The following is a 23,955-nucleotide window of genomic DNA, read 5'->3' as shown; positions in this document are numbered from 1 at the left end:
ATCACGGAAAATCAATCGATACACTGCATGTTGCAACCTTTTCTACTAGCTTCTGGATTCAACTACATTTCTCTGTGACAACTATTGGATCTGCTCCATTCTAATCAAAAGCCAATACATTTTATAAAAAATAACATTTGATGTAGATCTCATGTTAGATCCAAATAGGAACATTTTTCTAGACAAGCTAATCATTATATGATAATACTAACGTAATATGAATTAGTATAATTTAGGAGGCCACCATGAGTTCTCGCTCACAATTGCTTAGATCGTTTGTTATTGGCATCGTTGCTATGATACTTATTATTCTGATCGTATTATTTCCAAGACAGTTGGACATTACAGTAGAACGCTATAAAGTAATGGCTGAATATCAATTCAGCTGGGATGTGTATTGGAACAATATTAGCGAATTTTTTAAAGGTGTAGTTAAAGATCACAGTCTCGGTATGACCCGTCATAACGATGAAACCGCTGGTGCAGCCGTATTACGCTCCATGTCCTTCAGCCTGATCATCATCGTAACAGCGTTTACAATTAGCTTTGTGCTTGGCATATTAAAGGGTATCCTTGACTATCAAGGATCAAGAAGAAAGATCGGTTTTTTTGGCAATTGGACTACCTGGCTGTTTCAATCTATCCCTGATTTTCTGCTGCTGCTATTGATACAATGGCTGCTGATCCGCTACGTGCCTTCGCTTCGTATATTCGCACTGGAGGGATGGACCGCTTTTTTGTTGCCTTCTTTGCTGGTATCCGTTTATCCACTTGTTTATATTGCACGTATTACCAGTGCCTCGCTGGCATCTCAGGAGGGGCAATTGTACATCAAAGTAGCGCGTGCAAAGGGATTAACGCGTGTGCTGGTCTTATATAAACATATGCTCGCGAATTGTGTCGGCAGTATTTTATCGCACTTGTCTTCCTTATTTGTATATATTTTGTCCAATTTGTTGATGGTTGAGTATTTTATGAACTATCCTGGAGCAGCGCTCCGCCTATTTTTGGCTATGGACTACAGCATTTCATACGGAACCGGACAAAATTATGAGCCTGGGGTCATTATTGGCATCTGCTTCTGTTTTATGTTCCTGCTCTTGCTTGTGCAATGGATCAGTCAGATGTCCAGAATCTACTTGGACCCAAGGAAGGGGCTATAGCACATTGAAAAATATTACATTGTGGATTGGCGGCATCATGTTTGCTTTACTCGTATTTGTCATGTTTGCAGGACAGTACTTACCATTTATCGATCAGACGTTAACACCTGAGAAACACAGGTGGTCCCAAGATGAGCGCCTAATTCTCCCTCCATATGAGCCTTCAAGCAAGAACTTGCTTGGTTCTGACAAAGACGGGGTCGACAATCTAAGCAAAATTATTATGGGCACCAAGGAAACGCTGCTTATTATTTTCTCCATCACCGCTTTAAGATATATGATCGCAGTCCCGCTTGGGCTCTCAGCATACCGAAAGAGCGGGGTCGCGAACAGCATTCTGACAGTATGGAATCAACTATTTTCCTATTTGCCTACATTATTCTCTGCTATTTTATTACTTAGTCTTCCCTTCCTACTGTTTGCTTCATGGCGGTTGCTTTGGGTTATTCTCATATTGGCTGCTATCGAAGTTGGACGTGTCGCCTATCTTATTCAACAGCAGACCCATCAAATTTCTCGGGAGCCATTTGTTGAAGCAGGCCATGCTTTAGGACTTAGTCCATGGCGGCTAACGAGAAGTTACTTCATCCCGACTATGATCCCTGAAATCGTCGTTAATTTCTGCGTAGACTTAGGCAAAGTAACGCTCCTAATCGGTCAATTAGGTGTGCTAAGCATATTTCTTTCGCAAGAGTGGGTGGAGGTAAACGAAATGTCTATGATATTGATGAATACGAGCAACAATTGGATGTCATTGCTTGCTTCGATGCGCGCTGATATTTACGTCAGCAAGTTCACCTACATCTTCTATCCTGCTCTTGCCATTATGTTTACGATTTTGACGTTTAACGTACTTGGTGAAGGCATTAGAAGACATTTTAATCGACGCATACACAATTATTTATAAATGCATAATTTCGTCAGCTGCGCTCACTGCTGCGAGAAAGCAATCAGCACAAAAAAAGCCCTCCCATTACGGGAGGGCTTGCTTAGTTAAACTTATTGGTGCTTAGCGACTAAGCTCTTTAATGCGTCTTTGGAATTCAAGCCAACAACCTTATCAACAGGTTGGCCGTCTTTGAAGACGATAATAGTCGGGATGCTCATCACGCCAAAGCGAGAAGCGGATTCTGGATTCTCATCCACGTTCACTTTTGCGATTGTAGCTTGTCCAGATACTTCGCCATCCAATTCTTCCAGGATTGGAGCGATTGCCTTACAAGGACCACACCAAGGTGCCCAGAAATCAACCAATACGACGCCTTGGGATGATTCTACGTCTGTGTTGAAGGATTGGTCAGATACATTTACTATTGCCATGAGTAGGTTCCTCCTTTATAGTCAGTTACTTTTTTTTAGAGTCAACAACTAAAGTATACCACAACTCATCTTATTATGCGAAAGCACATGATGAATTTTGTTTATATTTTGTCACATGATTGTCAAGCCTAATCTTTACAAATCATTGCCACATTCGCTATACTAGAGACGATAATTGGGTTAAAATACCTGTCTTGGTTGTGAGATGCATCATTGCAACGAGACGCAGACAGTTAGGAGGACTTGCTATGGAAGCGAGATCAATTGATCCTCGTGAACACGTGATGGAAGAGCCGCGAGATGATTTGTTTGATGTGTTTACAGGCTTTAACGTCATGCTCGGGTTTATGACCGTAGTCTTTTTCGGAATGGTGATTATCAAGTTCATCGTATCCTAAGCATGTCTCACGCCGTATGAACTGCTGAAGTCCGGTCCTCTGCTTGACGAGAGGCACGGACTTCTTTGTTATGTCATATTAAGATTAAAGATCAATCATCAAAGATTAATTAAGAACCTCGCTTATTACGGCCATTAACAGCCACTACCTCCACATAAGGGCGTATGCGATCCATAAGGCGTTCAGCCTTGTACACATCCTCACCTTCACGGGTATAGCTAAAATGCTTAAATAACGCATCCATATCATAATTTGAAGTGTAAAAAGTAGGCTTGCGGTTCATCCGATGATTTAAAATGGACCCCAGCACATGATCTCGGATCCATGGCGTCATATTTTCTGCCCCAATATCATCAAATACAAGCAGATCTGTCTCCTTCATCATCTCAAGCGTATCCCGCAGCTTCTTCGGCTCCTGAAACATAGACTTCAGATCCTCGACAAACTCCGGCATATAGACGATAACACCCGTATAATCCGCTCTCGCCAACTCATACAGCATATAACTCATCAGGAACGTCTTTCCTGTACCAAATGAGCCGCTCAAATACATACCAATCGGAGAAATACCATTTTTATGGGTCTCCTCAATATAGTCCATTATACTGGCCACAGCAGGTATTCGCTCATAATCCCGTTCCATAATCTCTTGAGCGGAGTATCCTTGTTTCAGTGCCATCTCATCCACAAAGAATGAACGAACTCTGTTATGGACCGTCTGCTGCCGCTCATGGGTGAGCTGTTTCTGACAAGGCACTTTACGATCTTCAATTAAAGAACGCCCATTTACATCAACAACAGTAAGCTTTGTAAAATGTCCCTCAAAATCATTTGGGCATTTCTCCAGACCCGGGCAATGCTCACAGGCACGCTGCTCTTTTACATACTGATACATCTTATTTAAGCTGGTTTTGAGCGTAAAGTCATCCAATTCAGGATGGTCTGCTCTGAATTGCTGGATTAAGGGATGATGCAGCAATTCATTCATCTTCGCCTCTGCTTGCGCCCGTCGTTCACGGAATGGAAGCTGCTTTAACACGTCACCTAATGATTCCATCAGCGGCACCTCCTTTCCAAGCTGACATTGCGGTTATACATTTCTATATCATTTATAAATTCTGTATGAACAGGTCAAATTATCTAGTCTTTCGATTCGCATCCAAGCGACGAGCCAGTTCGCGTGCACGATCAATTTCCTCTTGTGACAGTTGGGATGCTTCCCCTGTCGGTTGTACAATCGGGATGATCGGCTTCTGCTGCTGCTTCGTATATCGACTATTCGTACGATTGCCCTTGCTTGTACGGCCGCTGCCGTTCTGTGCACCTTGTCCACTGTGATCTGGATTAGATTGCGTGCGAATGTATTGCACCGCTTCTTCGTACGACTTTACTTGCTTCAGCAACATATTCGAGACGATCTGATCCACAAATGCACGGTTCAGTCGTTGATTACCACTGCCTTGGGCCAGCATCATCATCAAATAATGGATGAGGACGTTGATGACTTCATCCTTCAGTTTATAATTCAGATCCATCTTGGTGAACATGTCCAGAAACGTATCCGGGACCGCTCCCGGGAAAAACTTCTCCAGCAAACGGGTGTACGGCGTATTTCGCAGCATCATATTATATTGATGAATATCGCACTTGCCACCGAATTGTGGAGGCACCTCTAAATAATATTCCATCTGTACGGCTATTTCAGGCTCCTCGACGTGAGCACCGTTGTCCGCAGCGGCCTCTGCCGACTGCTGCACATGATTAATCTTGTGCTGCTCGCGTTCACGCCATTCCTCACGCTTCTTATTCTGCCTAAAGTGCAAATGCGCTCGATGCTGCAGCTCGTCCAACAGCAGCCTGCCATCCGGGCTGAACACACCGTCCTCATCAAGAAGTCTGCACAACTCCTGGGGTGTCAGTTCAAACTTGCGTACGACATAATTAATAATACCCATACCTTCCCGATCATGACGCAGCCTCTCCACGCAAGAACGATTATAGGAGTATTTAGGGAAACGAGTAATGATATCCGAATAATTTAACTCTGGTGTCTGACCTTGCTGCTCCATTTGCGTCAGGTTTCGACTTGGTGCTACTTCTTGCAGCGCCTGCTCCAATTCATAATCGATGACCTGTGTATTTAGGCGGAACAATTCATAAAATGGAATTGAGATATTTTCCCGATGCGCATCTGCATGTGATTCTGCAAACGGCTCCTTTGTATTAAATTGCTCCCGCAGAGACAAAACCATGTATTTACCCACTTTATCCCGCAACAGCAGCGTAAGATGCTGTGTATCAAAAAATTGTACCGGCGATAATGGCGGCTGCAGTTCATACTCAAACATATAATCTTCCGCCTGGGGCAGCATAAGGCGGGAAGTCTGAAGCAGGCCTACTGCTTCAAGCTTGGATGTCTGTTCTATGAGATAAGAACGCCCCTTCTCACTTGGCTCCATTCCAAGCAGCAGGAACAACTTACGCTGAGCATCCATGCCGGAGAAACCCACCTGATCAGCAGGCACATGTTGATAGAGAAGATGATACAAACTGATAGCGAAAGCACCTATCATCGGTTGGTACACATGGGATAACATTTTATGGTCTAGTTCGCTTAAGCTGAACTCCCGATAAGTGACATACCGATGTTGCTCGGTATAATGAAACAGATTGGACATTCGCATCGAAGTATCTCTTCTCCTTCCGTTCGAAACATAGTGGAACTATTGTAACATAAATAGAGCAAACTCGTCCGTCATAAATGGTGGTAATGAACGAGTTTGCTCTTTTGTTGGATGATGCTAACTATTCATGTGCTTACCGCCAGCTTGTGTTCAGCACATGCGCTTCTGCGATGGCTTCAGCATCATGCAGCACCTCGCCAGGCTTTGTACCTCTTCCAATAATGTAGCCTTCCAACGTCATGCCCATAAAATCACAAATATGTTTGAACTGCTGTACAAGAGCCAAAGCTGTTAATTTTGCCTTAGGTCCGCCTACAATAACAACGTACACCTTTTTCCCCTGCATACGCTCTTTGAATTGTAATGAGTCGTCACGCAGGCATTGGGACCAGCGGTCGATGAACAGCTTCATCTGTCCTGACATGCCATACCAATATAATGGCGTCGCTAGCAGCAGCGTATCATGATTCAGCATAGCCTCAACAATTTGATTCATATCATCCTCAACTGCCTGAAAGCCTTCTGAAGCATGCCTTTCATCTACAATTGGCATAATTTTATAATCCCGCAGGCGAACCGTTTCCACTTCAATCCCTTGCGTTATCCGTTCTGTAAGCTGTTCTGTATTTCCGCCTTCACGTGAGCTTCCTTGAATAATGAACATGCATATCCTCCTTATCCGATTATGATTACTAGTCATCATAGCTAAAATAGCAAGCTGCAACAACCGAGTAAGCATATCGTTAAACGCCCACAATAACCCTGAATTGGCTAATTAGAGCCCGCTAGCGCTTAATCTGACCTAACCGATACCGTAAGTTTTCCGAAATTCGAGCATCTCTTGAAAACGCCGTTCCAACTCCTTCTTCTCTTCTTCTACGTGCGTCGCTGATAGACGAGCCAGTAGACTGGACCATTCGAGTTCGAATCTCATTCGATCCTCCGCAGTCAGGCAGCTGTCTCTGTTGTCGGCTGCAGAGGAATTGAGAGTGGAATTGTTACTGAGAATCGGGTCCTGATGGGTTTCCCCCCAAGCCATGATGTGCAGTGAACCACCATCTAGACGCAACTCATGTGTAGCTACCTCAGACGTAAACATACGGTCATGCGACACAAAGATTAATGTTCCAGGATACTGTTTCAACAGTACCTCTAATTGTTCACATGCTTCCATATCCAAATAATTAGTAGGTTCATCTAGGATGAGCAGGTTGGCTTCACTTAAAAATAGCTTTACCAGCAGTACCTTCACCCGCTCACCACCGCTCAGGTAGGAAAGCGGCTGGAGCGCCCGATTTCCTGCCAGATTTAATCTAGCTAAAGCCGTTCTTACCATATGTTCTGGATAACGGCTGGAAGTAAGCACATTCTGGACTGCATTTGCTTCGGCATCTAGTCCTAGCAAAAGCTGATCAAAGTAAGCGATGTTTACTTTGGGCGCATACTGCAGCTCGCCATCTAACTGCAAACCTTCAGCCGCAGTCAGATAGGCCGCACGCTGCTTATCCCCGTCAAGCCTAACGCGCTTATACGTATCGTGCAGAACGCGGATAAGCGATGTCTTGCCTGCCCCATTCGGACCTGTTATGGCTATTCGCATGCCTGGCCTAATCCTAAAGGAACTTGGCTGGACCAACGTTCTCTCCGTATTCTCTATGCCAATGGCAAGTTCTCGGGCCTCGATAACAATTTTGCTGTGTATCGCTTCATGGAACGCTAAATCAAATATTAGCTCTGGCTGTTCGTAAGGACGTTCAAGCTGAGGGAGCTGAGCAATTCGTTGCTCCAAAGCTTTGACGGTTTTATCAACTTTGGCTTGTTTGCGATTAAAATGTGGCTTGGCGCTACGAATCTCCTTGCTTGTCAGTCTATTCGTATTTGGAGCCTTGCCGACTCGCTTTGCATGTTCTTTCTTATCAACCATTGCTTCTAATAGTCGGCTCTTCTCCTCTTCGTTGCGCTCATACGCATGCAGCTGCTCCTTGTACAGCCGCGATTTTTCTTGTCGGTAAGCTTCATAAGCACCTGGACGTCTTCCTGCATAGGAATAAAGCTGTTTGTTTTCCACTTCCCATATTTTTGTGCATACACGATTAAGACACATACGATCATGGGAAATAATAACGACCAATCCACGATGTTTCTTCACCATGCGCTCCATCTCCTCAATCGCTTGCACATCAAGATGGCTTGTTGGTTCATCCAGAAACCAGATTGGTGCCTTACTTTGATAAAGAAGCTTTAGCTTATGTTTAGTCCATTCTCCTCCGCTCAAACGATCCAGTTCAGGCGACGCCTCCCCAATCGAACGATCATCCCATTGAGTAACAACGCTGCAGCTGCCGTATCTGATCACACTTCCCTGTTCCGGCTCCAGTTCACCGCTCATCACGCGCAGCAGCGAACTCTTTCCAGCACCATTAACGCCAACGATCCCGATACATTCCCCCTCATATAGCTTTAATATCTCATCATTCTCAAATAGAATGCGGTCGCCAAATCCTATACGCAGTTGTCTTGCTTCTATCAATAAAGTCATAAAAAAACCTCCCTAGGAACATTCCTAGAGAGGACTATATGTCTTGTCATCATTACAAGTCAGGTTGGCACAATATTGCCCTGCTCATGCGCAGATACGCAAATAAACATGGCAACAGCTCTGCTTAAACAAGGATTCCTCTAATGCGAAGGAAACCAGTTAAAAAGCATAGGGCACTGTACGAATCACTGAAAATAGACAGACTAATCCTCTCAGAACGTTCATTTTGATTTATACGTGTGTCAAAATGATGCATTAAGATCGAATTAGTTATTCATCAGCCTCGTACCTTGCCTTTCATCAGAATAAATTACCTACAATAATATATTATACACAACAGCTTATTCAGTTCAAGTCAGAACTTAAATAAGGCGCTGATGTACAACTTTCCCCTATAGATTGATCTGTTCCAGCTTAGCTAATACATTATTACCTGTATGCTTCCATGCAGCAAAATCAGCAGTATCAGCTTCTGCCCACAGCTCATAAATTTCCGAAGCTCCCGTGTTATCCACATTTAAAGCAACCCGGATCAACTGGGTAATCTGTGATAATATTTCCTGTGTTAACTGTGACTTAATGGCCTCCAGATCAATATCCGCTGTAAGCGGGTGAGTAGGTTGAATGCCATAAGCGATCAAAACAAGCTCGCCAAGCGCAAGAATAGATGACCCCTCGTCCACTTCCATATATTTTTCTTCAAGCCAAGTATTCTGTATATATTGTACTTGTTCTTGGATAGAGGCAGGATTATGTTGTATCGCTATTAAGCAATCTCCAGCTCCATCGTTATCAAATATGCCTGTGTCCCATGCTCCCATTATCAAAATACCTCCCCAGTAATGTCCCTTACTACCGCAACCGTTGTTGATTCAAAGGTTCATTGTCTCCGACCTGTTTAGCAGTTCGAATTGTGTGCGTGATATCAGCCACCTTACTCGAACGAAAATCTTGCTCTGATTGCTTCTGATCTTAGACAAAGAAAACGAGTTATGAAGTCCACTTTCACAGGTAAAAATGCGTGGTTTCCTCAACACTCGTTTATCCAACTCAAAAGAAATAACGTTTGCGATCTTTATTTGCAACTATGTTCTGCAGCGTAAAGATCTCAAAATTAGAACATCTGATATCCGCTCTTCCGCAAAAAATGAATGGTCTTGCCACTTATGATCGCACCTAGTACCCCCGCTAAAGCCGTTAAATAGTCCACAAGTCCATAACTGAACAAGTTACCGGCAAACGTCTCATTTTGGTTCCACTGCATAATTACAGTCGCAGGTAAGATGATGACAATATACACACCTACGGGGAACCATGTGGTCTTCATCAGCATGTTCAGAATAAAGCCTATGCCAAACATCATCACAAAAAACAGTACCATTAATATAAATACCATGATTAACCCTTCCACTACACAAGCCCCCTTGCGCATATGACATCTCACTATGTATGTCGCAAACTTTCCTCATTTATCAACATTTTCCTATTGACTAGTCCTAGTTTACTTCCATAACCTGCAAAAATCAACGAACATTCAGTGACATTTCGCACATCAAGTTGCTCACTCAAAGTGAAATAAGATACAATGTTAGAGAATGAGCAAATTAGTATAGTTATCCATTACAGCACATTGGAGGCTTATATATGAATGAAGCGGCGTTAACGCTTGAAGGCTGGTATGCCCTGCACGATTTCCGCACCATGAACTGGGCACTTTGGAACAAGGCTGACGATGAAGAACGCGCACACGCACTCGATGAACTGCACAGCCTGTGGGAACAATGGACGCAGACAGAGAATGACAATCAAGGCAGCACAGCTGTATACAGCATTCTAGGCCAAAAAGCCGATTTTGTGATGTTCCATTTGCGCGAGACGCTCGAGGAACTGAATGCGCTTGAAGTTCAATTTAATAAATCTGCTTTCGCCCGCTTTACGATTCCTACCTACTCTTACGTTAGCGTAGTTGAATTAAGCAATTATTTGGCTAAGCCCGGCTCCAACGAAGATCCGATGGACAACCCTGAGGTTATCGCTCGTCTGAAGCCCGTGCTGCCAAAGGCTAAGCATCTCTGCTTCTATCCAATGAACAAGAAGCGAGACTTACAAGATAACTGGTACATGCTCTCCATGGAAGATCGCCGTACTATGATGCGCAGCCATGGCATGATTGGCCGCAGCTATGCTGGCAAGGTCAAACAGATTATTACAGGTTCTGTTGGATTTGATGATTGGGAATGGGGCGTTACGCTGTTCAGTGACGATCCGCTTCAATTCAAGAAACTTGTATATGAAATGCGTTTCGACGAGGTTAGTGCTCGTTTTGGCGAGTTCGGTTCGTTCTTTGTCGGCAACCGTCTTACGCCAAGCGAATTGAGTACGATGTTAAAATAGTATGATTTAAAGGGGTGTATTCCTGAAGTCCAGGGATACACCCTTTCTTTAATGATAAAACCTATGAAACAAAAAAATGGGTAGGCAGTGATAATCCTCTGCCCACCCATTGTCTTTAATGACTAACTATCATCCTCAGCGCTGTCATTACGAAGCGATGCAAGATATTCCTCCGTCATTTTGTCGCGTGCGCGGCTTTTGTCCTTCAACCGTTCAATCGCAGGTTGAATCAAAAGGTCCACTTCTTGCTGTACCGTATACGCCAAATCATAACGAGTCTGTGATTCCAAATAGGAACCCACCTCCATTAATGCGTTATAACGATCCAGCTCATCACGCGTCAGCAGCCCTCTGACTTGTACGCTGCAGTGTCTCATGACTTAGAAGAACTTCCCTTTGCGCATAGCAAGCGATACGCCGCCGATAATAAACAACCAGCGGATGTCGATTACTTTCTTAAGCTGAGCTGCCCAGAAACCTTTGAGCTTCTTGCTTCCTACTACGCCGATTGCTTCGCCTTTACCCAAAGAAGCAACAGTACCTTTATTTTGGTATGCAAACTTCTTTAATGGCTGGTTGCGGATCGAAGCCACGATATTGCTGGCAGCGACAGGGCCTTGCTGCATTGCCATCTGTGCTGTCGGCGGGAATGGACGCTCATTTTCCGGATTAATCATCAGCGAGTTATCGCCGATAATAAAGATATTATCTTGGCCTGGCACACGCAAGAACTCATCGACTTTAACACGTGCACGCATCGATTCGAAGCCTGCTTGTTCGATGAGACGGCTGCCACGGATACCGCCTGTCCATACAATTGTAGCTGCCTTAATTTCTTCGCCAGTTGCCAGAATGACACCTTCAGGCGTACATTCCTTAATTGCAGTTGCAATCTTAAATGTTACCCCTTTCTTGGCCAACAACTTCATCGCATAATCAACCAACTCAGGATCGAAGCCTGGAAGTGCAGTCGGAGCAGCTTCAATGTTGTAAATCTTCACAAGTGAAGGATCAATGCTGTGTGTGCGGCACAACTGTGGAATGCGGTCTGTCAATTCACCGACGAACTCGATTCCTGTAAAGCCTGCTCCGCCTACTACTAAGTTCAAGCGGTCTTCACGCTTGTCTTGCTTGTATTGAGCAAACTGTTGTTCAATATGTTCGCGAATAGCGCGTACAGAGTTGATGCTGCGGATGCTCATCGCATATTCAGCCAAGCCTGGAATACCAAATGTCTCAGTCTCGCCGCCCAAGCCGATTACGAGATAATCGTAAGACAAAGTTCCGTCTTCAAGAATAACCTTCTTCTCTTGTGTGCGGATTTCTTTAACTGTCGATTTCACAAAGTCAATCTTAAATTCGTCAATTAGCTTGGAAATGGATACGTGAGCATTGTCGAGTGTATCTGTACCTGCTGCTGGCATGTGGAGATGCGTAGTAAAGTAGTGGTAGTCGTGCTTGTTAACCAATGTTACGTCTGCCTCGTTGTAGTTCAATTCTTTCTGCAAGCGTTGAGCCGTCATAATGCCCCCATAGCCCGCGCCTAAAATAACAATTTTTGGAATATTACTCATTTTTATTTCTGCTCCTTCCAACCTGAATCCTGCTTTTATTCTATATGTTTGTACCTCATTAAACTTTGTGTGTGTGAAAAACACCACAAAAATGTGCAAACGTTCTGGAAATGTAGTCAACTTATTATGTGATCCACTTTTAAGGTGACTTGCAGTTCAGATCACATCATCCTGTTAAGTTCAGTTACAAAAGTCACTTACAACCCATCGTCGAATTCCTTAATATATAAATGTTACGTTCTGAACGTTTGGATTTGTGACATCTATCGACACGTACTAGACCATGATCGACATCATTGCACACAATTATGCAATTCAACTGCAATCATAGCTATTTTCAGCCTAAAATTCAAGCCCATTTTCCAATGTTCTTAAAATTAAAGCGATTTACTTTTGGTATTTTGTAAAACTACGCTAAATATCGCAAGATATAACTAAATTGAGAAACTGCTCCCATGCAAGAACAGGAACAATATCTCTTCTTTGTACGATAGACAATGGACGTACAAATCGCGATCCAATCAGAGTAAGTTCTCTTAATTGTCCTGCATCCACCTCTCTTTGTACAACATGCCGCGATAACAAAGACAAGCCCAGTCCGGCACGAACCGCTTCTTTTACTCCTTGATTGCTGCTTATTTCAAAGCTTCGTTTCATTGATAAATCATAGTCAGCCATAAACTCTTCGCTAAAAGAACGTGTCCCAGAACCTGTCTCCCTCAGCACCCAAACCTGCTCTTGAAGCTGATCAATCTGTACACTTTGAAATATGGCAAGCGGATGACTTGGTGCCACCACCAAAATCAATTCATCTTCAGCAAATACCCGCATTTGCATTTCCTTGTGTTTGACTCGTCCTTCCACCAATCCGCCGTGTAATTGCTGCTGGTATACTTCCTGTACAATATCATGCGTATTGTGAATACTTACTCGAATCTGCACTTGCGGGTACATCTCACTAAATTGGGCAATAAGCCGTGGCAGCACATACTCGCCAATTGAATAGCTGGCACCTATACACAGCTCGCCCGTAATCTCTTCGCTTAATCGTTGAATGTCTATGCGCGTTTGTTCCATAATGCGTACACACTCTCGTGCCCGTTCTACGAATAGATGCCCAGCAGGAGTCAAAGAGACCTTCTTTGGCGATCGTTCCAGCAAGCCGACGTTAAGCTGCTGTTCAAGTTGACGAATACGCATACTGACAGTAGGCTGTGTCAAATGGAGCAGTTCCGCAGCCCTTGAGAAATGCCGCTGTTCTGCGACAGTAATAAACATTTTAAGCAACTCTAAATCCATCACCTGAATGGTGCCTCCAATCGTTATCGTTCCCTTTCATATCCACTATCATGCATTTTATCATAGATATAATTGATGATTATGTTCAATATTATCAATTTCCATTTATGATTAAAACAAAATATAGTGAACTTATAAGTTAAATCATTTTATACCCCTTGCACCTAGAGAAAGGAGATCCCCATGTATCCCAATATCAAACGTTACGGATTTATATATGGTATCGTGCTAGCCCTTATCTTATCTTTGGCAGCTCGCTATATTGGCAAGCTTCCAGGCCTTCATATGTTAGGTCCATTAGTCATTGCCATCCTATTAGGAATGGCATGGCGGCACTGGCTTCCACTGCCACACAGCACGGAAAGCGGCATTCGTTTTGCAGCCCAAAAGGTGCTCCGTTTAGGCATCATTCTGATGGGCCTGCGTCTTAACTGGCAGGACCTTGCAAGCGCGGGCTCTTCCGTGCTTTGGCTAGCTGCCGCTTGTTTATTATTTGGCATCTTTGTCGTATATGCAATCTCCCGATGGTTCGGCATTGATCATGACCTGGCCATGCTGGTTGCCTGCGGTACCGGTATCTGCGGAGCAGCCGCCGTAGTAGCCGTTGCGCCCCAACTTGATGCTGATCGTGCCAAGACAGGAACGGCCGTAGCTATAGTTTGTGTGATGGGCACGTTATTTACTATGTTATATGCCTTAGTATTTCCAATGCTCCCTTGGGACGCATCACAATACGGACGATTTGCTGGCGCAACACTGCACGAAGTAGCTCATGTCGTAGCGGCTACCGATCCGCTGACCAGCGCAGCAGTGAATCTTGCCATTATGGTTAAGCTGAGTCGCGTCGCGCTGTTAGCTCCAGTTGCACTGCTACTTGGCGTCATGACAACACGTCGCAGCAAGCGTATCCAGATTGCGAAAACCACAGTTGGCCATGAAGCAGCTGCAGCAGCTGCAACAGGATCATTTGCTGCCAAATTGCTTGCTCTGCCGATCCCTTGGTTTGTGTTCGGTTTTTTGGCGGCGGCCGCGATTCGCAGCCTCGGATGGGTCCAAGCAAGCACAGCGGCTAGTATGGTTGACTTTGCTTATATTCTGTTGGGCATGGGGATGGCAGGACTGGGGCTGAACATGCGTGTCGAAGATATTCGTCAGCATGGGGTTAAGGCGTTTGCTGCCTGTTTTATTGGTTCTCTTCTGCTTGCGGGATTAGCTGCTATTTTGATTATGTAGATTATCCACTGTATATCGGGCAAAACAGCACGTATTGGAACGGTGTGGAAGCAGTATGCACTAGCAGGCTGCATGCCAATGATGATACTAAATGTCGGGTTTGTCACGATATAGCTGAAATTGTTGAAAGATAGTTCTCATCCATAGTTTCCATTATGGAATGTAGGGTTTATAATGGTGTATGTGCCTAAGGGCTATTTAAACATGATTTTAGTCACAATGCCATTTGGAGGTGCTCAGCCTTGAATACTACTGATACACAACAAGATATTGTCGATATATTAATTATCGGCGGCGGCCCCGCTGGTATGTTTGCAGCCTTTTATGGCGGCATGCGCCACGCTTCGGTACGCCTGATCGAAAGTATGCCGCAGCTAGGAGGACAATTAGCTGCGTTGTACCCTGAAAAATACATCTATGATGTAGCCGGATTTCCGAAGGTAACCGCTCAGGAACTGGTAAATTCTCTGAAAGAACAGATGGATCACTTCCATCCTGACGTTCGCCTTGAAGAGAAAGTTACCAATGTTAAGAAGCTGGATGAGCGTCTGTTCGAAGTTACTACAGACAAGGGCGTACATCAATCACGCGCTATTATTATTACAGCAGGCGTAGGCGCATTTGAACCAAGACGACTTGATCTTCCTGGCGCCGCAACATATGAGAAAGCCAATTTGCACTATTTTGTCAGCGATTTGCAGAAATTCAAAGGCCAGAAAGTGCTTATAAGCGGCGGCGGCGATTCCGCATGCGACTGGGCGCTGATGCTTGAACCGATTGCAGAACAGGTTACGCTTATTCATCGTCGTGACAAGTTCCGCGCGCATGAGCATACGGTACAGCAATTGCAAAATTCCAAGGTGCAAATTCTTACACCAAAAGAGATCACACATATGCACGGTGAAGATCGGATTGAGCGTGTCACGATTGAAGACGTCAAGACAAAAGAAACGACAGATATCGATGTCGATGCTGTCATTGTTAACTTTGGCTTTGTTTCTTCTCTTGGCCCGATTTCTGAATGGGGACTTGAGATTGAGAATGGCTCTATCGTTGTTGACTCGCGTATGGAAACCAACATTCCAGGTTTGTTCGCAGCTGGAGACATCACCACTTATCCCGGCAAATTAAAACTGATTGCCGTTGGTTTCGGTGAAGCACCTACCGCGATTAACAACGCCAAAGTATACATTGATCCAACTGCAAAGTTGTCCCCTGGACATAGCAGCAGCATGAAGAGATAATCCTTGTCGGATCTCACATAGACAAGGAAAGAAAGGGTATCCTACTCCATATCTATATATACTGGAGGAGGATACCCTTGTTTGATGTTTGTCAGCTATGCAACGGCATGATCAGTCCTTGTTGGCTATGCCCGAACTGCTTGAACCCAACCATTGATAGCGGCAAACGGGATGATTATGATGGACCCTATGCGCCTTATCAGGTAGAAGGCCGATTGACAGCAGTGGATAAGAGCACATTCGACTCATACCGTTCTAATGTCGGAGTCTGTATGCATATCATGTACTGCGAGCATTGTCATTCGATGACAACGGTAAACGGGCTTCAATTCGATGCAAGCTCATAATGTCGCATAGCACACGCCGGTACTTTCTTAGTTGATTACCGGTAAATGTCGAACGGTCGGACGAAGGCGGCGTCTTTGCATTTCCGCGAGCAGCAACGCAATGAACTCTTCGTCTAAACGCAGTCGGATTGCCTGTAGATAAGAATCTACGAGCAACTCATCGGAAAGTAAAGCCATCTTAATCACAACCTTTCCTTAGTTTTCCTTTACTGCCTCATCATATCATGTTGATGAAAAGCAGAACAAGCGTTCCAATATCCACAGGCCGCTGTGGAAATATTGTGTATATATTGTTGACAACCGTCGATTTCCCACAGCTAGCAAGGCATAAAGTGTGGATATAGTTATCAACAGTTTATTTACACTGTTAATTTATAACTAACTTTAATGAATATTCCTCTTAAAATAAATAAAATCTATCAAATCGATTAATAGGCATCCGCTAATAGGATAGACTCCAAAAAAACCGCCCCCTATCTACTGAGGGCGGGTATTTACTTCAAAAATCCACATCTTGCCGCTGCGTTCGATCCCATAATCAAAGCCTAATTGCCCGATGCCGGGATATTTGGCTTCTAAGATAGCTGTACAGATCCTAGTAACATGTCTCATCTCGTTCTTTTTTGACCGGACCCAATTTCCTGATAACGATCGGCGGATACCCTGTCCAGCAGTCAACATCGTGCCGCCTTTGCACAAATTCGTCACAAACAACCCTTTCCGCGCCACACGACCAACCAACGAACGGAACACCCATGCCCCATTCGTTTTTACTACTTTGACCCGGTAATCTATTGGGCGTCCACCTATGGTGGCCAAACGTATCCCGCGTTGTATTAGATAAGACCTCTTCTTCTTCGCTGATGACAAGGAACGGAACATAGCATCAAAGCTCGTAAAGGAGCGGGTATTAGCCAAGTACGTGTAGCGGTAAGTTGCTCCTTCTTTCGTTACTTTGATCACACCAGCGCCACCGCCGCCGACAACCGGTTTAATGACAACAAATCCATATTGATTTAACATTTGATGCAAATTAGAGGAGTTATACATACGTGTCGCAGGGATATAGTCTGCTACGCGTGAGTCTGACAACAGCGCTTCCGTCTTCAGCCATTTACTGGCCAGCTGCCTACCATCCATGCGCGTATCCCCTTTCTTCGTTATACCTATACAGTACTCATGGTCCATGTCCACTTCTTGTATGATTGTCCACGGCGTTCGCCTTATTTTAATAGACTCGTATAGTTCTCCTTAGAAGGAACAGGATATGGCTTGTCAGTATCTGCCGTGCAATGGTATCGTATAGGTATATTCAACCAGCAGATGAACTTTAATCCTGCTGTGCCGATAGGAGAGACTAGAATGGATACAGCAAGTGTATTTCACGTCTTATATTGGATTGCTATTATCTCGATGGCCGTTGTGCTTGTTCTTGTCAATATTGGAATTTTTGCGATCAGCTTTCGTTTTATGAAACAGCGTAAATTTGTACTTGGTGCGGGCGCTTGTCTGTTTTCGATCTTTTGTTTTTATTTAATAGTATTAATGATCAACCGCACTTTTTTGTAAAATGGACGGCCTTCAGCCATTTATCGTTCCTTAAAGATTTCTTTCGAACCTTCACGGCGCAGGAGCTCGCACCAGGAAGGTTTTTTGGCATGACCATGCGCAATAATTTGATGTGTGATTTGGATGTGTGAGCAGGTTTATTGTATAATACAGCCGTTCATTCTGGGGCTGATGCCATCACATCTGGTGATAGTCTGGATGGTTTTGGTGGTTTTGGTGGTTTTGGTGGTTTTGGTGGCTTGAGTGGTTTGGGTGGCTTGTCATGGAGGATGGTATCACCTTTTGGTTTGAGAAGCTAATACTTGATGAATCTACGGCTTACAAGATCACAAAATGCTTGATTACAGAATAGTTGCTGGGATTTGTCCCTTTTAATCAGTTTGGAGGTTATATAACAAGATGCAAATACGTGTATTGATTGCAGATGACGATCCTAATATCCTCGCACTTCTCCGATTAGTATTAGAGTCAGAGCAATATGAAGTCGTAGAAGCAACTGATGGTATACAAGCAGCAGCAATGCTGGAACAATCCATGATACATCTTGCTGTGATAGATGTAATGATGCCAGGTAAAAGTGGCCATACGCTGTGCTCCGAGATTCGTGCGCAGTACGACATCCCTGTTATTCTACTAACTGCCCTAGGCGAGATCGAAGATAAGGAAGCCGGGTATAAAGCAGGAACAGACGACTATATCGTCAAGCCTTTTGAGCCGAAAGAACTGCTAATCCGAATGAAGGCGCTGCTGCGACGCTATCAGCTCGTATCAGATACCGTTATTCATTTTCCACATACACTCATTGATCGATTCGCATACACCGTTTCCACTAACGGTCAGATACTAACATTGCCTCGTAAAGAGTTCGAGCTGCTCGTGCAGCTTGCGAGCTACCCTGGGCGAATATACACGCGCGACCAACTGCTTGATTGGATATGGGGCATCGATTATGAGGGCGACAGCCGCACTATTGATGTGCATATTAAACGACTAAGAGAGCGGCTGCATCCGTTGACCACTGATTTTCGTATTGTCACGATACGAGGGCTTGGTTATAAGCTGGAGGCTGCAGAAGGATGAAGTCTTTATACGGCCGTATAGTACTGTTTTCCGTTGTCATCGTGATGATCAGCTTCGTTGTCGGGTTGGTTGTGGCCAATCTTGTATACGCTCACGGACTCAAAAACCACTATGAACAGAAGATGGAGGCCGTAGGCCAGTCCATGCTCACCTTACTTGAGTCTCATGATGGAAGCAGCACTGAATGGAGTGCACGGTTGCAAACGTTATCTGAACTTGGATATCAGCTATATCTGGTTGATGGACAATATAACGGTACGATGTATGGACGCCCATTTAAGGACTTGACTCTGTCAAAAGATGTGATTGAATCTGTACTGTCGGGCAAGCGGTACCGTGGTTTAACAGAAAAAAATTGGAATTGGTTCGTGCCTGCTGTATTTGAAAACAAGCTGGATATGGCTGTAGGTTTCCCCTTATCGTGGAATGGACGCTCTTATGCGTTATTTGCCCGGCCGGATATGGTACAGCAGCTGCAAGAGCTTAGACAGATGCTCGCCATCTTATTTGCTACTACTTTTGTTGTAAGCTTAGTGCTCATTGCTCTCAAAACACGTTACTTGGTCAGACCTCTAAATAGGCTTATGCTCGCGACCGGTGAATTAGAGAAGGGCCGCTACGATATTCATGTAGACATGGCTAGGCACGATGAGATTGGCGAGTTGGCACGGCGCTTTACACGGATGTCCCAAACATTAAAGCAAGTGGATACGATGCGTAAGCAGTTTGTAGCAAACGTGTCCCACGAGATTCAATCCCCACTCACTTCAATCCGCGGACTCGCGGAGCAGCTCCGGGATCGTCCTCTTCCTCCTGATGAGGAGCGGAGATACTTAAATATTATCGCCGAGGAAAGCGAACGGCTATCATCACTGAGCAGGCAGCTATTGACCCTTGCTGCACTCGAACGCGGCACCGAAACGCTGAAACGACAGCCCTTTCGACTTGATGAGCAGCTACGCGAGGTCATCATCCGCATGGAGCCAGACTGGTCTGCTAAGCAGATTGAGCTGGATCTTGAATTGGACGTCACCGAGCTGTCTGGTGACTCAGGACTGCTGCATCAGGTGTGGGCCAACATTGTTGGCAATGCGATTAAGTTCACAGATAATGAAGGTATTATCTGTGTAACATGTAAGTATGAAGAGGCTGACAGCACAGTTAAAGTGTGGATACATAATACGGGCGCTGTGATTGAGAAGCAGGATTTACCGCATATATTTGATCGCTTCTATAAATCGGAAGCTGCCAACAGTCGTAATCGCAGTGGTACTGGCTTAGGTCTAGCCATTGCTAAGCGTATAATCGAGCTGCACGGCGGTAATATCACCGTGGACAGCTCAAGCGGAAAGGGCACAGGCTTCATGATTAAGCTGCCTGTGAGCTAGTTGATTTAAAGCGGCTTACATGCAGCCGATGTGGGCGGTTGCTCGCTACCGTCGCCGACGCGGATCGGGCGCTTCCCTCGCTTAGGGCTGTTTTTCCGCCTTAAGCGGGGCGATTTCCGCTTAGGCCGCCCTTGTAAGGCCGGAACTCCGCCTTAGGCTAAGCGCTTCAAGCTTCGGCTTACTTGCTGCCTATGTGGGCGGCTTGCTTGCTACCATCGCCGACGCGGATCGGGCGCTTCACCCCGCTCAGGGCGGCTTTTCCGCCTTAGGCTGGGCGCTTCAAGCTTCGGCCGCCCTTGTAAGGCTGGAACTCCGCCTTACTTCGGCTTACGGCTGCCTATGTGGGCGACTTGCTCGCTACCGTCGCCGACGCGGATCGGACGCTTCACCTCGCTTAGGGCGGCTTTTCCGCCTTAAGCGGGGCGATTTCCGCTTCGGCCGCCCTAGTAAGGCTGGAACTCCGCCTTACTTCGGCTTACATGCTGCCGATGCGGGCGGCTTGCTCGCTACCGTCTCCGACGCGGATCAGGCGCTTTCCCCCGCTTAGGGCGGCTTTTCCGCCTTAGGCGGGGCGATTTCCGCTTAGGCCGCCCTTGTAAGGCTGGAACTCCGCCTTACTTCGGCTTACGGCTGCCGATGTGGGCGACTTGCTCGATGCCGTTCCTGGCGCGGATCGGGCGCTTCCCCCCGCTTAGGGCGGTTTTTCCGCCTTAGGCGGGGCGGTTTCCGCTTCGGCCGCCCTTGTAAGGCTGGAACTCCGCCTTACTTCGGCTTACTTGCTGCCGTTGTGGGCGGCTTGCCCGATCCGCTTCAGCCGCCCTAGTAAGGCCGAAATTCCGCCTTACTAGGGCGCATTACGCACATCAAACGGCCCCGCGCCTTAGCCATCGCCCGGAACCGTTCGACGCCAGCAACTGGCGTCCGCTTTCTAAGATTCAGAATGTAACATTCCGTTCACATTCCGTTCATCTTAGCGAGATATACTCCCTTCATCAAGTTGTGAGGGGAGTATTTCTCTTATGTTTCGCATTAAAGCCATTGCTACTATCATCTCAACCCGTAAACGAGCGTGGAGCATAATCGCGATCTGGCTTACAGTTATCGTATTGCTAAGCGCGATTTCACCATCTTCCAAGTCTTATGCTGTGCAAACCGGCGAAGGCTCAGCTTTCAGTGCTTCCTTGTCTGAAGAAGCAAATCGAATACTGACTCAACAGTTCCCTTCGGATAATGGACTACCTGCTTTGTTCGTATTTCATAGAAGCGAAGGCATGACAAAAGAAGATATACAACATGTGACCCGATGGAGCGAATGGCTCGCTTCGGATCAGCGGCCTACAGAAGTCGCAGCAGCCCTGCCCTTTCATCATCTCCCAGAAGCTGCACAAGCCGCCTTCTTTTCTAAGGACCGCACCACCTTACTTTTCCATGTCAGCTTGAAGCAAGGCCTGGATACAAAAGTGTTGGGCACAACTCTTGATAAGCTAACTGATCAGGCCAACAGCATCCGTTCACAAGGACTCGAACTGAATGTCACCGGGCCTGCTGGCATCGCAGCGGATACGTCCCGCTTGTTCCGCAATGCGGACTTTATCTTAATGGCAGCCACCGTTGGGCTGATCCTTGTGCTGCTTATCATCATCTACCGTTCACCTTTACTGGCCATTTTGCCGCTACTGATTGCAGGTGTCGTTTATCAGGGTGTGGATCGTACACTCGGTCTCTTCGGTATGAATGGGTGGATGACGATTGACCGTTCTGCAACATCGATAATGCTCGTGCTGCTATTCGCCGTATTAACCGACTACTGCCTCTTCATCTTTTCTAGATATCGCGAGGAATTAAGGCGTCATCCATCACAATATGTTGCCATGCAGCAGGCTGTCAAAGGAGTTGCTGAAGCCATTCTGTTCAGCGGGGGCACCATACTCGCAGCCATGCTGGTTTTATTTGGTACGGTATTTAAGCCTTATCATGCCTTTGCAGGTGTGTTTACGATCGCTATCTTGTGGATGATCGCAGCTGGACTTACGTTAATACCAGCTGTATTTGCAGTGGCGGGACGCACCAGTTTCTGGCCATTCCAAGCAAAAGTCAACTTCAAGCCCGCAGACCATAATCAAGTACACCATCACGGGTTTTGGTTCCGTATTAGTCAAAGTATTACAAAGCGCCCACGCACAATTGCACTTGTTATGCTGATTGCACTTGCTGCAATCGCGACTAACGCATTTTCGATGAAATACTCCTATAACCTGCTTCACTCATTTCCTAAAGAGATGGGAGCACGTGTAGGCTTTGAACAAATGTCAGGCGCTTTTCCGCCAGGACAGCTGGCTCCCGTTACGGTGCTAGTACAAGCAGCAAATAAACCGGCTAACCCAGAAGAACTGCAGAACCTAGCAAAAAATCTAGGGGTAGTAGAACAAAAGCTTTCCAACCAGAAAGGGGTTTATTCCTTTTCATGGAGCAAAGTACGCGGTACTGCTCCGATTGAAGATCAATTCGCATGGTCTGCAGACGGAACGACATTGACAGGCCAATTAATAATGAATGGAGATCCATATAGTGTTAAATCTATTAATCAACTCACTGAATGGCGTCATGCAAGCGAGGATTGGCTGAAAGCCGCTGATCTGCCTTCATCAGATTTCAAGCTTCATTTTGCAGGGCAAACAGCAGTTCAGGCAGACGTTCAACAGATGAACAACCGCGACACGATGTTTATTTTTGCAGCTATTACCGTCACCTTACTCTTTATGCTTACAGGTCTGACCCGTTCAATCAGCACATCCGTCATCATGGTTGGGACGATGCTGCTATCATATGGAGCGACACTAGGGGCTGGTTGGTATATATTTGAGCAAATACTTGGGCTTGACGCAATCAGTTATCGTCTTCCTGTGTATACGCTGCTCTTTATGGTTGCCCTTGGCATCGACTACAGCATTATGCTTGTGACTCGCATCCGTGAGGAAGCACAGCACTATTCGTGGAAGGATGCTGTGCAGCGAGGGGTATCCAAGACAGGCGGCGTTATTTCTTCCGCCGGCGTTATTCTGGCCGCAACCTTTGGCGTGTTATCCACACAGCCTCTGCAGGAGCTTATGTTATTTGGAGCAACGATGGTATTGGGCATATTGCTGGATACGTTCTTCATTCGCGGTATACTGCTGCCGGCTTTATTTATTGGTTTTGAAGGTTTGTTTACAAGTCGTAGTCAACATAAACAGCACCATCATAATCATCGACACTCATCTTAAGGAGGCATTATTCTTATGAAATTAAAACAACTCTACTATACTTCATTGCTCTATGTCATTCTTGGCCTCATCAGCGGTGTGTTTTATCGAGAATATACCAAATGGAGTGAATTTGACGGTCAGACGCTGCTAAAAGGTGTGCACACGCATATATTAGTACTCGGATTTCTTTTCTTCTTAATTGTGCTGATACTAGGAAAATTGTTTGCCGTCCACGAAGCACGTTCGTTCAAGGCGTGGTACTACGTCTACAATCTAGGGCTGCTGTTCACCATCTCAACGATGGTAGCTCGCGGTATCGGTCAAGTGAACGACCTAACCTTAAACGGGCTTAGCCATGCCGCAGGGCTTGGACACACTATACTTGGAGCAGGACTAATTTGGCTTCTCATTTTACTTGGCAAACGAATTAAACAATAGGCACGCCCAAGCTGGGTTTAGGATTAGCAATCACGCCCTG

General features: G+C 45.5%; 25 protein-coding genes. 13 read left to right on the top strand and 12 right to left on the bottom strand.

The genetic code is table 11. The annotated features are described in order from the left end of the window. The first annotated feature begins 245 nt into the window (after positions 1-245). Both MH117_RS24325 and MH117_RS24320 read left to right on the top strand, forming a co-directional pair. Entirely contained in the window at positions 246-1,163 is a 918-nt protein-coding gene (locus MH117_RS24325; protein WP_239333363.1) for an ABC transporter permease subunit, read from the top strand. A gap of 4 nt (positions 1,164-1,167) precedes the next feature. Next, complete coding sequence (locus MH117_RS24320; protein WP_239333361.1) at positions 1,168-2,070, top strand: ABC transporter permease; 903 nt, start codon at positions 1,168-1,170, stop codon at positions 2,068-2,070. A gap of 92 nt (positions 2,071-2,162) precedes the next feature. On the opposite strand, the gene trxA is transcribed toward MH117_RS24320, so the two are convergent. Next, positions 2,163-2,483, bottom strand: a complete 321-nt coding sequence (gene trxA, locus MH117_RS24315) for a thioredoxin (RefSeq protein WP_239333359.1) — start codon at positions 2,481-2,483, stop codon at positions 2,163-2,165. 248 nt (positions 2,484-2,731) lie between these two features. Here trxA and MH117_RS24310 point away from each other — a divergent pair, with 248 nt between their 5' ends. Continuing rightward, entirely contained in the window at positions 2,732-2,881 is a 150-nt protein-coding gene (locus tag MH117_RS24310; protein WP_239333357.1) for a YqzM family protein, read from the top strand. Between the two features lie 109 nt (positions 2,882-2,990). Here the strand turns inward: MH117_RS24310 and dnaI are convergent, their stop codons facing one another. The 6 genes from dnaI to MH117_RS24280 form a co-directional block, all read right to left on the bottom strand. Beyond that, positions 2,991-3,938 carry a primosomal protein DnaI gene (gene dnaI, locus MH117_RS24305; RefSeq protein WP_239333355.1) on the bottom strand — a complete coding sequence of 316 codons (948 nt, stop codon included), beginning with the start codon at positions 3,936-3,938 and terminating at the stop codon, positions 2,991-2,993. Positions 3,939-4,017: 79 nt separating this feature from the next. Beyond that, positions 4,018-5,565 carry a replication initiation and membrane attachment family protein gene (locus MH117_RS24300; RefSeq protein ID WP_239333353.1) on the bottom strand — a complete coding sequence of 516 codons (1,548 nt, stop codon included), beginning with the start codon at positions 5,563-5,565 and terminating at the stop codon, positions 4,018-4,020. 133 nt (positions 5,566-5,698) lie between these two features. Continuing rightward, positions 5,699-6,229: a flavodoxin family protein gene (locus MH117_RS24295; RefSeq protein ID WP_239333351.1), complete on the bottom strand. Its 531-nt coding sequence runs from the start codon at positions 6,227-6,229 to the stop codon at positions 5,699-5,701. 138 nt (positions 6,230-6,367) lie between these two features. Beyond that, complete coding sequence (locus MH117_RS24290) at positions 6,368-8,104, bottom strand: ABC-F family ATP-binding cassette domain-containing protein (RefSeq protein ID WP_239333349.1); 1,737 nt, start codon at positions 8,102-8,104, stop codon at positions 6,368-6,370. Between the two features lie 392 nt (positions 8,105-8,496). Further along, positions 8,497-8,925 carry a DUF4259 domain-containing protein gene (locus tag MH117_RS24285; protein WP_239333347.1) on the bottom strand — a complete coding sequence of 143 codons (429 nt, stop codon included), beginning with the start codon at positions 8,923-8,925 and terminating at the stop codon, positions 8,497-8,499. A 293-nt stretch (positions 8,926-9,218) separates the two neighbouring features. Next, positions 9,219-9,536: a YuiB family protein gene (locus MH117_RS24280; protein ID WP_239333345.1), complete on the bottom strand. Its 318-nt coding sequence runs from the start codon at positions 9,534-9,536 to the stop codon at positions 9,219-9,221. 212 nt (positions 9,537-9,748) lie between these two features. Between MH117_RS24280 and hemQ the strand changes: the two genes are divergently transcribed. After that, entirely contained in the window at positions 9,749-10,498 is a 750-nt protein-coding gene (gene hemQ / locus MH117_RS24275; RefSeq protein WP_028546920.1) for a hydrogen peroxide-dependent heme synthase, read from the top strand. 122 nt (positions 10,499-10,620) lie between these two features. Here hemQ and MH117_RS24270 read toward each other — a convergent pair whose 3' ends face one another. The 3 genes from MH117_RS24270 to MH117_RS24260 form a co-directional block, all read right to left on the bottom strand. After that, positions 10,621-10,875: a hypothetical protein gene (locus MH117_RS24270; RefSeq protein ID WP_239333343.1), complete on the bottom strand. Its 255-nt coding sequence runs from the start codon at positions 10,873-10,875 to the stop codon at positions 10,621-10,623. A 3-nt stretch (positions 10,876-10,878) separates the two neighbouring features. Beyond that, positions 10,879-12,072, bottom strand: coding sequence for an NAD(P)/FAD-dependent oxidoreductase (locus MH117_RS24265; RefSeq protein ID WP_239333341.1), 1,194 nt, complete (start codon positions 12,070-12,072; stop codon positions 10,879-10,881). A 414-nt stretch (positions 12,073-12,486) separates the two neighbouring features. After that, positions 12,487-13,371 (bottom strand): LysR substrate-binding domain-containing protein, encoded by an 885-nt coding sequence (locus MH117_RS24260; protein ID WP_239333425.1) that lies wholly within the window; start codon positions 13,369-13,371, stop codon positions 12,487-12,489. A 183-nt stretch (positions 13,372-13,554) separates the two neighbouring features. Here MH117_RS24260 and MH117_RS24255 point away from each other — a divergent pair, with 183 nt between their 5' ends. From MH117_RS24255 to MH117_RS24245, 3 genes are all read left to right on the top strand, one after another. Next, a complete protein-coding gene (locus tag MH117_RS24255) occupies positions 13,555-14,604 on the top strand; it encodes a YeiH family protein (RefSeq protein ID WP_239333339.1) in 1,050 nt (349 codons plus the stop codon). Between the two features lie 242 nt (positions 14,605-14,846). Beyond that, complete coding sequence (locus tag MH117_RS24250; protein WP_275444813.1) at positions 14,847-15,848, top strand: NAD(P)/FAD-dependent oxidoreductase; 1,002 nt, start codon at positions 14,847-14,849, stop codon at positions 15,846-15,848. Positions 15,849-15,925: 77 nt separating this feature from the next. After that, the gene (locus tag MH117_RS24245) at positions 15,926-16,195 is read left to right on the top strand and encodes a hypothetical protein (protein WP_239333337.1); all 270 of its coding nucleotides are present in this window, start codon (positions 15,926-15,928) and stop codon (positions 16,193-16,195) included. A 27-nt stretch (positions 16,196-16,222) separates the two neighbouring features. On the opposite strand, the gene sda is transcribed toward MH117_RS24245, so the two are convergent. Next, positions 16,223-16,372, bottom strand: a complete 150-nt coding sequence (gene sda, locus MH117_RS24240; protein ID WP_239333335.1) for a sporulation histidine kinase inhibitor Sda — start codon at positions 16,370-16,372, stop codon at positions 16,223-16,225. Positions 16,373-16,672: 300 nt separating this feature from the next. Beyond that, positions 16,673-17,335 (bottom strand): YheC/YheD family protein, encoded by a 663-nt coding sequence (locus MH117_RS24235; protein WP_239333333.1) that lies wholly within the window; start codon positions 17,333-17,335, stop codon positions 16,673-16,675. 132 nt (positions 17,336-17,467) lie between these two features. Here MH117_RS24235 and MH117_RS24230 point away from each other — a divergent pair, with 132 nt between their 5' ends. From MH117_RS24230 to MH117_RS24205, 6 genes are all read left to right on the top strand, one after another. Beyond that, complete coding sequence (locus tag MH117_RS24230) at positions 17,468-17,764, top strand: hypothetical protein (protein ID WP_239333331.1); 297 nt, start codon at positions 17,468-17,470, stop codon at positions 17,762-17,764. A gap of 140 nt (positions 17,765-17,904) precedes the next feature. After that, positions 17,905-18,063: a hypothetical protein gene (locus MH117_RS24225; protein ID WP_239333329.1), complete on the top strand. Its 159-nt coding sequence runs from the start codon at positions 17,905-17,907 to the stop codon at positions 18,061-18,063. A 100-nt stretch (positions 18,064-18,163) separates the two neighbouring features. Continuing rightward, positions 18,164-18,844, top strand: a complete 681-nt coding sequence (locus MH117_RS24220) for a response regulator transcription factor (protein WP_239333327.1) — start codon at positions 18,164-18,166, stop codon at positions 18,842-18,844. After that, positions 18,841-20,232, top strand: coding sequence for a sensor histidine kinase (locus MH117_RS24215; RefSeq protein WP_239333325.1), 1,392 nt, complete (start codon positions 18,841-18,843; stop codon positions 20,230-20,232). Before MH117_RS24220 ends, MH117_RS24215 begins: the two co-directional genes overlap by 4 nt. 1,019 nt (positions 20,233-21,251) lie before the next feature. Next, the gene (locus tag MH117_RS24210) at positions 21,252-23,495 is read left to right on the top strand and encodes an MMPL family transporter (protein ID WP_239333323.1); all 2,244 of its coding nucleotides are present in this window, start codon (positions 21,252-21,254) and stop codon (positions 23,493-23,495) included. Between the two features lie 15 nt (positions 23,496-23,510). After that, entirely contained in the window at positions 23,511-23,915 is a 405-nt protein-coding gene (locus MH117_RS24205) for a DUF2871 domain-containing protein (RefSeq protein ID WP_239333321.1), read from the top strand. The last annotated feature ends 40 nt before the right edge of the window (positions 23,916-23,955 follow it).

It is taken from the genome of Paenibacillus sp. ACRRX, assembly GCF_022346885.1.
In the GTDB taxonomy this organism is placed as follows: Bacteria; Bacillota; Bacilli; order Paenibacillales; family Paenibacillaceae; genus Paenibacillus_B.
This window is presented reverse-complemented; position numbering and strand designations above follow the sequence as displayed.

Excerpts from the sequence above, each read along its gene's own strand:
- MH117_RS24325 (WP_239333363.1), top strand. The coding sequence starts at position 246 with ATGAGTTCTCGCTCACAATTGCTTAGATCGTTTGTTATTGGCATCGTT.
- trxA (WP_239333359.1), bottom strand. The coding sequence starts at position 2,483 with ATGGCAATAGTAAATGTATCTGACCAATCCTTCAACACAGACGTAGAA.
- MH117_RS24310 (WP_239333357.1), top strand. The coding sequence starts at position 2,732 with ATGGAAGCGAGATCAATTGATCCTCGTGAACACGTGATGGAAGAGCCG.
- dnaI (WP_239333355.1), bottom strand. The coding sequence starts at position 3,938 with ATGGAATCATTAGGTGACGTGTTAAAGCAGCTTCCATTCCGTGAACGA.
- MH117_RS24300 (WP_239333353.1), bottom strand. The coding sequence starts at position 5,565 with ATGCGAATGTCCAATCTGTTTCATTATACCGAGCAACATCGGTATGTC.
- MH117_RS24295 (WP_239333351.1), bottom strand. The coding sequence starts at position 6,229 with ATGTTCATTATTCAAGGAAGCTCACGTGAAGGCGGAAATACAGAACAG.
- MH117_RS24290 (WP_239333349.1), bottom strand. The coding sequence starts at position 8,104 with ATGACTTTATTGATAGAAGCAAGACAACTGCGTATAGGATTTGGCGAC.
- MH117_RS24285 (WP_239333347.1), bottom strand. The coding sequence starts at position 8,925 with ATGGGAGCATGGGACACAGGCATATTTGATAACGATGGAGCTGGAGAT.
- MH117_RS24280 (WP_239333345.1), bottom strand. The coding sequence starts at position 9,536 with ATGCGCAAGGGGGCTTGTGTAGTGGAAGGGTTAATCATGGTATTTATA.
- hemQ (WP_028546920.1), top strand. The coding sequence starts at position 9,749 with ATGAATGAAGCGGCGTTAACGCTTGAAGGCTGGTATGCCCTGCACGAT.
- MH117_RS24270 (WP_239333343.1), bottom strand. The coding sequence starts at position 10,875 with ATGAGACACTGCAGCGTACAAGTCAGAGGGCTGCTGACGCGTGATGAG.
- MH117_RS24265 (WP_239333341.1), bottom strand. The coding sequence starts at position 12,072 with ATGAGTAATATTCCAAAAATTGTTATTTTAGGCGCGGGCTATGGGGGC.
- MH117_RS24260 (WP_239333425.1), bottom strand. The coding sequence starts at position 13,371 with ATGGATTTAGAGTTGCTTAAAATGTTTATTACTGTCGCAGAACAGCGG.
- MH117_RS24255 (WP_239333339.1), top strand. The coding sequence starts at position 13,555 with ATGTATCCCAATATCAAACGTTACGGATTTATATATGGTATCGTGCTA.
- sda (WP_239333335.1), bottom strand. The coding sequence starts at position 16,372 with ATGGCTTTACTTTCCGATGAGTTGCTCGTAGATTCTTATCTACAGGCA.
- MH117_RS24235 (WP_239333333.1), bottom strand. The coding sequence starts at position 17,335 with ATGGATGGTAGGCAGCTGGCCAGTAAATGGCTGAAGACGGAAGCGCTG.
- MH117_RS24220 (WP_239333327.1), top strand. The coding sequence starts at position 18,164 with ATGCAAATACGTGTATTGATTGCAGATGACGATCCTAATATCCTCGCA.
- MH117_RS24215 (WP_239333325.1), top strand. The coding sequence starts at position 18,841 with ATGAAGTCTTTATACGGCCGTATAGTACTGTTTTCCGTTGTCATCGTG.
- MH117_RS24210 (WP_239333323.1), top strand. The coding sequence starts at position 21,252 with ATGTTTCGCATTAAAGCCATTGCTACTATCATCTCAACCCGTAAACGA.
- MH117_RS24205 (WP_239333321.1), top strand. The coding sequence starts at position 23,511 with ATGAAATTAAAACAACTCTACTATACTTCATTGCTCTATGTCATTCTT.